The sequence below is a fragment of the Aquiflexum sp. genome, from assembly GCF_041751335.1.
Lineage (GTDB): Bacteria > Bacteroidota > Bacteroidia > Cytophagales > Cyclobacteriaceae > Aquiflexum.
Map to the genome: position 1 here is coordinate 1 of NZ_JBGSXS010000224.1, position 12,533 is coordinate 12,533.

General features: G+C 40.6%; 9 protein-coding genes. 2 read left to right on the plus strand and 7 right to left on the minus strand.

The genetic code is table 11. The features are described from left to right. The 6 genes from ACEW8U_RS11820 to ACEW8U_RS11845 form a co-directional block, all read right to left on the minus strand. Nucleotides 1-770: glucoamylase family protein (locus ACEW8U_RS11820; RefSeq protein WP_373522249.1), on the minus strand; the 770-nt coding region annotated here is incomplete at its 3' end. Between the two features lie 5 nt (nt 771-775). Then, complete coding sequence (locus ACEW8U_RS11825) at nt 776-2,737, minus strand: glucoamylase family protein (RefSeq protein ID WP_373522250.1); 1,962 nt, start codon at nt 2,735-2,737, stop codon at nt 776-778. A 70-nt stretch (nt 2,738-2,807) separates the two neighbouring features. Next, on the minus strand, nt 2,808-3,899 hold the full coding sequence (locus tag ACEW8U_RS11830) for a LamG-like jellyroll fold domain-containing protein (RefSeq protein ID WP_373522251.1): 1,092 nt from the start codon (nt 3,897-3,899) through the stop codon (nt 2,808-2,810). Nucleotides 3,900-3,928: 29 nt separating this feature from the next. After that, the gene (locus tag ACEW8U_RS11835; RefSeq protein ID WP_373522252.1) at nt 3,929-5,461 is read right to left on the minus strand and encodes a RagB/SusD family nutrient uptake outer membrane protein; all 1,533 of its coding nucleotides are present in this window, start codon (nt 5,459-5,461) and stop codon (nt 3,929-3,931) included. An 18-nt stretch (nt 5,462-5,479) separates the two neighbouring features. Beyond that, complete coding sequence (locus ACEW8U_RS11840) at nt 5,480-8,845, minus strand: SusC/RagA family TonB-linked outer membrane protein (RefSeq protein ID WP_373522253.1); 3,366 nt, start codon at nt 8,843-8,845, stop codon at nt 5,480-5,482. 152 nt (nt 8,846-8,997) lie between these two features. Beyond that, nucleotides 8,998-10,041: a FecR family protein gene (locus ACEW8U_RS11845; protein WP_373522254.1), complete on the minus strand. Its 1,044-nt coding sequence runs from the start codon at nt 10,039-10,041 to the stop codon at nt 8,998-9,000. 311 nt (nt 10,042-10,352) lie between these two features. Here ACEW8U_RS11845 and ACEW8U_RS11850 point away from each other — a divergent pair, with 311 nt between their 5' ends. Together ACEW8U_RS11850 and ACEW8U_RS11855 are read left to right on the plus strand one after the other, a co-directional pair. Then, on the plus strand, nt 10,353-10,931 hold the full coding sequence (locus ACEW8U_RS11850; RefSeq protein ID WP_373522255.1) for a Crp/Fnr family transcriptional regulator: 579 nt from the start codon (nt 10,353-10,355) through the stop codon (nt 10,929-10,931). Between the two features lie 321 nt (nt 10,932-11,252). Further along, a complete protein-coding gene (locus ACEW8U_RS11855; protein ID WP_373522256.1) occupies nt 11,253-11,678 on the plus strand; it encodes an SRPBCC family protein in 426 nt (141 codons plus the stop codon). 498 nt (nt 11,679-12,176) lie between these two features. On the opposite strand, the gene ACEW8U_RS11860 is transcribed toward ACEW8U_RS11855, so the two are convergent. Next, nucleotides 12,177-12,533, minus strand: a 357-nt coding sequence (locus ACEW8U_RS11860) for an acyl-CoA dehydrogenase (RefSeq protein ID WP_373522257.1), incomplete at its 5' end; no start/stop codon positions are given.

Sequence of the window (12,533 nt, forward strand, 5' to 3'; positions counted from 1 at the left end):
TCATTCTTGATTTCTCCTCCTCTGTTCCACCCATTGTGATATACCGAGGCACGCACACTGTGTGTAGGGGATGATGCTGCGAGGATGTACATGATCTGACATTCATTATAGCCCGTCACCCCAAAATTCATGTCCCAGTCATGGTTGGGACTCCAATGCCAGTAGAGTACATCCTCACCTCCTTTAGTGTGCCAGTCAAACTCTACTGCCCTCCAGAGCTTATCGATCCTTTCTGCCAGGTCTTGTTCGTTTTCGTTGCCTTCTTTGAAATATTGGCGTACGGTCAATAATCCAGTCAGCATAAAAGAGGTCTCAACAAGATCTCCTCCGTCATCTTTTTGGCTGAATGGCTTAACCTTACCGGTCTCACCGTTCCACCAATGTGGCCAAACTCCATGAAAGCTGTCGGCATTTTCCAGAAAGGTTACGATTCTCTCCAACCTCTCCAGTCCCTGTTCTCGCGAAATAAAGCCTCTCTCAATTCCCACCAAAATGGCCATTACACCAAAACCTCCTCCTCCAGAAGTCACTACATTCTTGTCATTTTGAGGGTATTCTCCATCTACATGGTAGCGTTCCCGTGCCAGGCCTGAGGTAGGTTCGGCTCCATCCCAGAAATATTGGAAAGTCCTGTACTGTACAAGGTTCATCAGTGAATCATCCGAAATTCTTGCCAATTCTTGCGTTCCTGTACCTGGTTTTTTTACAGTGCAGGAAGCAGTGGTTAGCAGAATCAGCAATAGGTACAACAAATTTCTTTTCATCATCATTTGGGTCAATAATTAAAGTTTAACTTTTCCAATCCGGCTTTAACCTCCGGATCCTTCATAAACAGGTCCCAAAGCAAGGCAGACCTGTGATTTTCGATCATCAGAATAATCGGCCCCTGATCAATTGCCAAATAGGAGCTCGCATACCATTCTTCTGTGACATTGAATGCATCATAAAACCCATATTCTCCCCAAAGCCGATCCCCCATCTGATAATAGAAAAATTCCAAAGCCTTCATGGAAGCTTCGGGAGTAAAAGGAAAGGATGAAAGGGCTGCGGTCGGAGTAATGACCCCTAGGTCATTTGTGGGTGAATGGGCATTGTATCCCAGGTGATTATCACTGGCTGTAAAACCCCAAGAATCTTCCGAATAACCTACAAATCCCAATGGATTCTGTACAGCATGGGCTTGGTTGATCAGGGAATGATTTCTGTTTTGGGTCCAGTAATTGGCATATTGGTCGCTGAGATTGCGGGGATCAAGCCCCAAAAATGAATAGTGGGCAAAGAATAATGGACCTCCAAATTCATATCCTAAAGGAAGGTCAATGCCATAATATTTATTGCCGTTGCGCATTGCCCCGTTTCGGGCCCAACCATTGTCATAAACCGGTTTATCTATTGCATAAGTCGGAGAACTTGCTGCCAATATATATATAATCAGGGATTCATTCCACCCCTGAATGCGTAGGTTCATCTCCCAATTGTATTCTGGTGACCAATGCCAATAGAGTACATTTTGGCCACCTCTGGTAAACCAGTTCCATTCCACTTCATGCCAAATTTGGGTGATCTTTTCCTGAATGGATTTTTCCTGTGTGTTGGATTCATTTAAATAAACCTTTGCGGTCAACAGGCCTTGAATCATAAATGCCGTTTCCACCAGGTCACCTCCATTGTCTGTTTGACTGAATGGGATTACCTGTCCTGAGTTACCATTGAGCCAATGTGGCCATACACCATGAAATCTATCAGCTGATCCTAAAAAATCCACTATCTTTTGCAATCTTTCCACACCCTCCTGTCGGCTGATAAAGCCCCTTTCCATACCTACCAAAATAGCCATGACACCAAATCCTGAACCTCCAATAGTGACCAGGTTTCCTGAATTATTTCTTTCCCTTGCCATGCCGCTGTTTGGCTGGGCAAAATCCCAAAAATACCTAAAGGTCTGTTCCTGTACTTTTGTCAGCAATGCTTCTTGGGAAACCTGGGGGAATTTGGGGGTAGGATCAATTTGGGAATAGAAAATCCTATTCAGCCCAGCAAAATCCTCACCTTCTGCGCCTTTAAGAGAATTGTTGATGTTGAATGTGTATTTTGCCAAATAACCCAAAGGAGCATTTCCAGTCACAGTGACCTGCTTATCATCATTAGAAAATTGGAATTGTAGCGCAGGGGGATTGTTCCCTGTCATCCTTGCAGCACTTTGAAAGGATTGCCTGTCTACCGGGGAAGAGAATTTAATGTCTATGTTGAAATCCGTTGGGACATTTACAATTCTCCCTGTGCTTGTTTCCCCTGAATCCTCAATATTTAAGGATAGCAATTGCAAGTCTCCCAAGACAGTTTTAAACTGGATTTCCATTCCTGGAAAACCACTTCCATTTGCACCTTGTATCTGATCGGAAATAGACAATTTATAAATTGTACCGTTGTTTAAGGTACCAACTGGATTTACAATAATGATTTTGTTATCTGATATTAAACTCGTGCTGATATTGACAGATGTATTTCCATCAAAAAGACTAATAGAATTTGTGGGGAGGGGAGATTTGATTGGACTTGAAAAATATAAAGTGATGGACCTATCCGTTAAAATATTTTCACTAATTGGTTCAGATAAGCTCAATTCCTGATCACCTACCATAACCCTGAGGAATGTCAAAGTGGACATTTCAGATTCCGGTCTATCACATCCGGCTATTATCGCAAGGAAGTAAAGAAAAAAGAGGATTTTCTTCATAGTGGATGGGTGAAAATGAGGAAGGATTCTAGTAATGATCAAATCCTTCCTCGATGATAAATTTTACATTTTATGGTGTTTCTGCTGCTATAATAGTCTGTATCTCTTGTTGCGAGAGCGCTTTATTGAACAAACGCAACTCATCAAAGAAACTTCTATCTGACAAGTGACCCCATTCCGCAAATCTCGGAGCTCCGGAAGCGATGGACATGATATCAGTACCTGTCCAACTAATTCCAGGAAAAGTACCCTGACTGACTACTTGGCCATCGATATATACTGCCACTGTAGTCCCTGATATGGTGAATGCAAGATGGATCCAATCCGTATTGACTGTAGGATTAATGGATGCTGCACCACCACCATCAAACCAATTATCATTAGTACCATTTCCCACATTTAGTTTAAAGGTTTGATTGGTAGGGCTTCCTTCTCTGAAAAATCTGAAACCATGTGTCCTGTTGTTCATATTTGTTGGATTATTTGGATCAGGAGGCCCTATGGTGAGAATGCCCGCTCGATCAGGCACATTGTTGATTTTATACCAGAATACAGCACTGAACTCTTCATTCAACAACCCTGCTGTAGGGAAAGACAAATAAGAATCAGCTGCGCCTGCAAAAGCATTGCTCCCTTGTACGGAAGTTCCAGCAAAGGCAGGACTTCCAATCCTTGTCGCATTCCTGATACTGACCAATTCCATGTTGTCTCCGTCAAATGGCATGTAGAAAATCTCACCGTCATAAATAGGCACATAGGGGGCAACTTTTTCAAAGTTGACTGTTTTGGTAGTGGTTTTTCCTGAGAGGTCATTTGCGGTCACTGTAAGGACATGCTCACCGTTGGTGATGTTATCATAATCAAGCTGTAACATTGCCCTCCTAAAGTCCTTGAATTCATCGAAAGATGCGATTTCACTACCATTTAGACTGAATTTCACAGATTGGATTTCGATGTCATCTGTTACTTCGGCATTAATTGTAATTGAAGTGACCTGTTCAGTCACCCTAATCAAAGTTCCTTCAACGGGATAGGTAAGGTTTATCTCAGGAGCTTCCATATCTGGCCCCGGGTCTACTGCGATAATTTCATCAATGTAGCTATCTGTACAGCCAAAGATGAAAAATGCCAATCCTATGATTATCAAATTATATCTTTTCATAATTTTTGCGATTTTAATGTCAATTTATTTTACTCTGCTTTTGTCAACTGAGGAAGGATATTCTCTTGTTCCAAAGGGTAAGGAAGGTATCTATGAGTTTCAAGGTTGAAATTCCTGCCTCCAAAGTTTAGCTCAGAACCCATGTTATATCTCATTAAATCATAAAACCGAATTCCACTTTCCATCCCGAATTCCGCAAACTTTTCATCCAATACCTCATTAAGTGTGACACCGCTAAGTGCACCAAGGCCAACTCTTGCCCTTACCAAGTTTACCGCTTGATCTGCAGAAAGAACGGAGCTGCTTGCACCGTTTACCAATGCTTCCGCATGCATAAGTAATACCTCAGCATATCGAATGGCTGTGAAGTTTTTGTTCGATCCATAACCGAACCTTCCCGGAATAAGCTGGGTAGATGGAAGATAATGTTTGCCACTGAGGAAATTGTATCTTGGATGGTTGTTGAACCTATCTCCATCAGGAGTCACATTAGAAACCCAGCCAGGCAAGGTGGCATATTGGGGATCTGACATTATTTCATCCATTCCATCTGGAGTAAATAAGACTGTAGTCTGAAGCCGCTCCTGCTCTCCACGGTCAAGCATGAATTTGACATATTTGGGAGTAGGTGCGAAAAAGCCCCAGCCTGTCGAGGCACCGGGCACTGCCGGAGTCCATGATGCCGGTCCGTAAGTCACAAATGGATAGGTTGTCCTTGTTCCCGTAGCTGTCCCAAAATCCGAATATTGAAATTCAAGGATGTTTTCACCGTTTAATTTTCCGGGAATTTTGAACAATTGATAATAATCAGGTTCCAATGCGAAATTGTTACTGCCAATAATCTGACCGGTAGCTTCTGCTACTGCAGGATAGTTTTTCAATTCCAGATTTGCCATGGCTTTTACTGCCAAAGCAGCGCCTCTGGTAACCCCGCCTCTCACATCGGAGCGGTCTTTGGGATGCACAGTGGGCAAAAGAGGGATAGCCTCATCCATTAGTGCAGAAATATGCTGCATCACTGCTTCAAAGGATGAAACTTCTATGTTGAAAAGTTCACCTGGCTGTGAACTTTTTGGGATCAGAATGGCTCCCCAAGAACGTGCCAGTTGTAAAAGCTCAAAACCTTGCATGACCTTAATTTCAGCAACGTATTGTTCTGCATTGGCTGGATTGGCACCAGCTTCCTGATATTTTCTGATTTCCTCAATCGCTCCATGCCAGTATATCAAATCAGTATATAGGTTAAGCCATACGGAATTATACATCCAGAAATTCCTGTCATACCTGAATTGATCCGTTTCAATCAGGGGAAATTGGTCTCCTGCCGCTGTCACATCATCACCTCTGACCGAAAGAAGGGTATAGGTTTCCCATTGTGAACGATAAAGTTCTCCATAGGAACCATATAGCATCAAAATCATATTGCTGGATTGCGTGTAATCAGTATCTCCTGCTATAATCTGATTTTCGAGTGGCTCGTCCAACAAATCCATACAGGATGTTGTCACTATAAAGGCCAGCATCAAAGCCAAAGTGTTTTTTATATATTTATTATTTTTCATGACTCTTTTTTGATTAGGTTAGAATGTTACATTTAATCCCACAGTATAAATGGCCGGTATGGGATAAACCTGTCTGTCAATACCATTGGCAACTTCCGGATTGAACCCATTATAATTGAATATGGTAAGTGGACGCTCAGCAGTCAATGTAATTCTGGTAGAAGGCATTGCCATACCAAAAACCTCTCTATTGATCAAAGAATAAGTCATCTGCACATTTTGGATCCTAAAGAAAGATCCATCTTCAACAAAATAACTGCTCATATTCTGGTTCCATCCCTTTCTGAGACCGGAAGCAGAGGGATAAACATTGGATGTGCCATCTCCTCTCCATAGATTGCTGACAAGCTCTGCGTCAAGGTTGGTGTCATTGGTAAATATAAGTTCTCCTCTTTTTCTGTTGAGGATGCTATGGCCTCTTTGACTTTGCAATAGGGCCGAAAAATCAAAATTCTTGTACCTAAAACCTGCATTTAAGCCATAAGTCAAAGTAGGTAGGAAAGAACCCAACACTACACGGTCTTCATCATTGATTATTCCGTCTCCATTTTGATCTCTAAATATGAAATCGCCGGGTGTAAGATTGCTTTCATTGATAAACTCCTGTGTGTATCCACTGTTGTCGATTTGCCCCTGATTTTGGAAAACGCCATCTACCTCATATCCATAAAACGCCATAAAAGGCTGTCCTATGATAGAGCGTTGACGGAATTCAGCAGAACCTCCATCCAAATGATTAGGTCCTCCAAGACCCAAAACTGTGTTTTTCAAAGTTGTGATATTTCCGCCTATATAATAGGAGAAATCGTCATTGATCCTGTCATCCCAATTTAGGGAAAGTTCCAAGCCCTGATTTCGGATTCTACCGACACTCCTTCTCTCTGTAGCCCTGAATACGGGAGGAATTATGCTTACAGCCAGATTTCTGGTATCCCTGATAAAATAATCCGCTTCAATGCTAAGACGCTCTCTGAACATAGTAGCATTCAGGCCAAAGTTTCTTTCTACTGTCGTTTCCCATCTATCGATCAGGTCAAACGTCGGATTCAACCTTCTGCCAATAGTGAGCACGTCATTGATGGCCAAATTATTTTCTTGCAAGGTAGGGACTCCAACCGATGGGTTGATTCCATCATTTCCAAGCTGTCCCCAAGATCCTCTGATTTTTAGGAAATTGATTGCAGGTACATTAAAAAAATCCTCTGATGAAATAACCCATCCTGCGCCTATGGTGGCAAAATTACCCCACTTTTGCTGGAATTTATTATTTCCATCTCTCCTAACAGTACCATACACCAAGTACCTGTCGTCATAATTGTAGGCCACTCTGGCAAAATAGGACTGGAAAAATAATCTTTCACCACCATCCCTAATGGAATTCAGGTCATAATTGGTTGCATTGGAAAGATACCAGAACTGTTCCTGACCAAATTCCGGTTCAGGGTTGAGACCTTCCCCACTTGCCCTTAAATTTTCAAAGGTTTCGCTTCTGAAAGACTGTCCCAATACTGCTGTAATATTATGCAGACCGAAATTGTCAGTGTAAGTCAGAAAATTATCCCAAATCTGGTTGTATCTGGTGAAATTTTCCCTGTTTAAAGAAGATTGGTTTTGTGTAACCCCATCACTGTATGCAAAAGATACATTCCTTGTATTGATCTGATCTATATTGTAATTATAGGCAGTTTTAAATGAAAGCTTGTTTGGAAGTAATTCCATATCAGCGTAAAAGTTACCCATGATCTTTGCAATATTATTCCTATTGTCCGAAAAGAGGATGCTATAAAAAGGGTTTTGGTTTCCCCTGTAGCCAATTTGTTGCGCATTGGACAAGGGAATTTCCGATCCGGTAGCATTGGTATTTAGCGGGTCATATTTGGGTATAATTGGGACTGTATTATAAGCCCTGAACCAAGCCCCATCATCTGCGTTGTACCTTTGTGCCGTACTGATATTCAGGTTACCTCCGACTGTCATCCAGCTATTGATATCAGTATCTAATTTTACCCGAAAATTGAGCCTTTTAAAATCATTTCTTCTTTCATTCATCAGCCCGTTTTGTTCGAAATAGCTACCACCAATGGAGTATCTTGTTTGTTCTCCACCTCCGTTGAATGTAAGGGAATGATTTTGTATGGATGCCGGACTCATGATTTCCGAATACCAGTCAGTATTCACATCAGGTAAGCTTGGGTCTATTCTGCTTCTACCAAATCTTTGGATGGCATTGTTTAAAAAGGCTATATCCGCCTGGCTACCAGTTTCATTCACATATTGGGCAAATTGCTGGGTATTGGCCATTTTTAGCACATTTTGTGGTACCTGTACCCCAACATAACCATCATAAACTATTTCTGCTTTTTGGTTGTACCCTCCTGATTTTGTCTCTATTAGGACAACGCCATTAGAAGCCCTTACCCCGTAAATTGCAGCTGCAGAGGCATCTTTTAAAATGGACATTGTTTCAATATCGTTTGGATTCAAAAAATCAATGTTGTCGAAGAACATTCCATCAACAACATACAGAGGAGCCCCGCCTCCTTCAAATGAACCTATTCCCCTTACCCGAACTGTTGGAGATGATCCCGGTGCACCACTGCTCACTATCTGTACTCCTGCTACTCTTCCCTGTAGCGATTGCATGGCGTTGGTGGCTGGAGTTTTGACTATATCTTCAGATTTCACCGTCGCTATAGCGGAAATCCTATCCTGCTCTCTTTGGGTACCATATCCTATCACGACTACTTCACCCAATGTACTCATGTCCTCCACCATAGTGACATCAATGATATTTGAGCTGCCCACTACCCTTTTTACTCTTTCAAAGCCAACAAAAGAGAAAACCAACACATCCCCTTCATTCGCTTCAATAGAATATTGGCCATCGATATTGGTCACTGTGCCTTGGGTTGTACCATCTATGATAATCGTTACACCTGGTAATGGCTCTCCAATTGGATCCAGTACGGTTCCGGTAATAGTGACGAAATCTTGAATCTTCACTGGAGTTGTTACTGGCTCTCTCTCTTTTTTTACATCAATGTTATTGTTGATCTGACGGAAACTTAATCGGGTTTGCCTTGCCACTTCCTGCAAAAACTCTTCAACCGTTCCTGAAGATTGTGACAAAACAATAGGTTTAGAAGTTTCTATGTCTTTTCTGTCGAACGAAAATCTAAAAGGTGTTTGTTTTTCTACCTGGCTAAAAAACTGGCCAAGACTGTAGTTTTCTTTTTGAAAACTAATACTCACTTCATCTATGCTTTTGTACTGACCATTCACTTCGGTAGCGAATACAAGGTTCAATACCATCAGTTGGATCATAAATCCATATAGGAAGTACCTGGATAACATATAGATTACACTAAGTAGTTTATTTTTCATATTTTTAAAGGTTTATTGAATTGAACTATTCATTAAATGCGGTCTTTAGATGTCTCCCATTCCCCAATGTTGATCATCTTCTGACCGGGCTAAGCCGACGGATTCTCTAATCTGTCGGCTTTCTTTAAGATGTGTTTTGATAGGTCATACCATTAAAATTTGAGTTCTACATTTTTACCATTGATTTCATATTCAAAACTTTCTATATAAGAAATACTGTTCAGGAGGTTATCAAGGATCTGGTTTTGATATTCTCCCGAAAAATTCCAGTTAACTTTTTCCGCATTGGTCAGGTTGAATTTCACCCCGTACCAATCTTCCAAAGTCTCTACTACCTGAGAAAGACTGGCATTTTCAAATATTATCTTGCCTTCTTTCCATGCCAACACTTTTTCTGGACTGAAGTCTTTCACCCATTGATCATTTTGCTGTTTATTGAATTGGAACTCCTGACCAGGGTTCAATAATATTTCTTCAGACTTCATTTTCTTGTCAACACTGACTTTGCCAGTCATCAAAGAAATCTTCAATAAGGAATTGTCTTTCGTGTTTATATTAAAAGAAGTGCCCAATGCTGTGGTGACAATCCCATCAGATTCAACCCTGAATGGCCTGAGCGAATCCTTCTTTACTTCAAAATATGCTTCACCCGAGATAGACATATTCCTTTCCGTTTCACTGAATTTCTCCGGAAATTCCAGCTTACTTCCTGAATTCAACCAAACTTTGGATCCATCGGGAAGTGTGATAATTAATTTTTCTCCCTGTGCAGTTGATTTCTCAACCCATAGGACCTGATCTGATTTCAATCCTTCCGAAGCTTCGTTTTTATGAAGAAAATTCGGAAGGTACATGGCCAAGGCCAAAACCAGAATGGCAGCCACTTTATAAATCTGACCAATTTGGTTAAACCAATCGATCAAAGATTTTTTCTTTAAAGGATCCTTTAAATTCTCTTTTTCAATTCCATTTGATTCCTTTAAAATTTTTGCCAATAATTCATCTTTGATTTCAGCATTCAGAAGTATTTCTTCAAATAGTATTCCGGCGACTATCTCTCTTGCGAATTTAAGGTCTTCAGTCCTATCAGGATTGGCCTCCATCCAGTTATTCCAATAGGTATCCAAATCCTTGTCAGGATGTCTGACCCAACGCACAAATTCAGGGTTGGTCAATAAGAATTCTACTTTATTCATTTGAGGCTTATTACTACATTTTCAAAAGGAAGATATAGTCAAAATGACACCATTATTTTTGGAAAAAATTTAAAGTGAAATCATAAAATATTGATAATGAGTAAAAAAGATTTCAAATGAATTTGTTATAATATGTTTTAAATCCCAGAAGGGGTAGTTGCCCCGGATGATCCCGATAAATCAGAGGGGTGGCAATAGAGAGAAAAAATCAACTGGAATGTCCAACCTTGAAAGGTTTATTGAAATACCAATTTTGTCTGGATCCAAACATTTATTCTTGAATTTCCCAAATCCAAATACTATTTTGCTTTATGTACCATTTGATCCATCAGACAGTCAGTCAGGTTGCAAGCCTTAGCCCAAGAGAGAAAAGGGTTTTTGAGGATGCATTTACGCTTAGGCAAGTACCGAAGAAGTTCAGGTTGATCGAAGAAGGGAAAGTGGCTAAAGAGTTTTATTTCGTGAATAAAGGATTATTGAGGTTGTTTTACACCAAAGAAGGGGTGGAGATTACGGCATTTATTTTTCAGGAGGGATTATTTGGAGGAGCTTATGATTCCTACCTTCGGCAATGCCCCAGTATTCAGTCTTTGGAGACATTGGAAGATTGTGAACTTCTCGTTATTACAAAAGAACAAATTGATGAATTATACAAGAAATTACCCATTATGAATACCATCACCCGTAAAATTGCAGAACAGCGTTTTATCAATGCACAGAAGATTTTGTCCTCTTTTATCCTAGATAGTCCCGAAGAAAGGTACCGAAAGTTTGAGGAAGAGCACAGAGACCTGATTCAGCGGGTTCCCCAACATTATATTGCTTCATTTTTGGGGATAACCCCGGTGAGTTTAAGTAGAATCAGGAAGAGATTGATGGGGAAAGGATAAAGGCTAAAGGAAAAAGACGGAAGATAAAAGTGGAATTGACCGATGTTGGGACAAGCTAAAAAAAACCGGTCTTTGAATTTCAACAAGCTTTATGTAAAGTGAGGAACCTCAGGGATGTGAGTGGAGAAACTCACATTGGCCTAGAAATTTGGAGTCTGAAGGGGGGATTTTATATTATAATCCATTATTTAAATTGGTCAGGTCAATTTGACTGGAATTTCTCAAAATTTTTTTCCAAACAAAACCGACTTCTTAACAAAAGATAATGAACCTAAGGGTGCTGATTACCTACTTTTGTCAGGAACAACAAACGATACACTCATGAAAATCAGAACTGAAATCATCATCAATGCTTCCAAAGAAAAAGTTTGGGATATCCTGACGGATTTTGGGAATTACAGCAGTTGGAATCCATTTATCATTCATAGTAAAGGGCAGGCTGTTGTCGGAACAAAATTGACCAATACCATGAAAAACAGTGATAAAGACATGACCTTTAAGCCCACAATATTAAAAGTTGAAACTTATCGGTATTTTGACTGGCTTGGGAGTTTATGGTTTAAAGGGGTGTTTGATGGTCATCATTATTTTGAAATTGAAGAAATCAACTCAAATCAGGTCAAATTAAATCATGGGGAGAATTTTTCAGGGATTTTGAGTAAAATGATTTTGAAGAAAATAGGAGAGGAGACAAGGGGAAACTTTGTCAAAATGAATATGGCGCTAAAGGAGAAGGCAGAGGGATGAAATTGGCGTTACAAACGCTGGACGAAGCCAAGGCTTCGGACAATGGGCCTGCACCTTTAAAAATCCCACTTTTTTGGTTTTCTTCGGAGATTCTTCACTTCGCTTAAGAGTTTCTGGAAAATTATAAGTTTTTCAAAACTCGTTACCAATCTCATAAATCGGAGCAGCCGTCATGACTTAGGAAAGCCTGTCCCGTCCTGATAATTATCGGGATTCGGGGCATCTCACGAGGAATAGGAAATGATTAATTAAACATAAATAGGACCTCTAGAGATCCTTCGTGCCTACCAATTACAGATTTCTTAGCTGCCGTAACCCTGATCCCGATGGCTATATCGGGAGAAGGGTCTCTCGAGGATCAGGAAATGTATTATAAACATAAATAGGACCTCTGGAGATTCTTCGTACCTCAGAATGACGGCTGCCTAGGGGGTAACTTGAGGTCATTAACTATTTTGAACATTCTCAAAATGTTGGGGACTCAGAATGACATCAACTTCATACTTCGGACTTCCAACTTCCAACCTCATTCCTCATTGCAATCGGGGCGGCAATGCAGCTTTCGGGAATGTCAAAGGCATCGGTTAGAGCTAATGCATTTTTTCTTACTTCCCAGCAGAGTTGATTGACTTCTTTTCTGATGGCTTTGGTTTTGTTTCCTTCCATATAGCCTTGTTCCAAGTACCAGCCTCTGTTTTGTTCTATGGTATGGAAGGCATATAACTGACAAAGTTGTGTCAGTGCTGATTTGCATTTTTCATCTGTTGTTTCGTGGACTTGTTTTTGGAACTGTTCCAAAACTACCCTTTCAATGTAAGCCTTGCCTACATTGACCAAATGGTGTTGTGCCACATT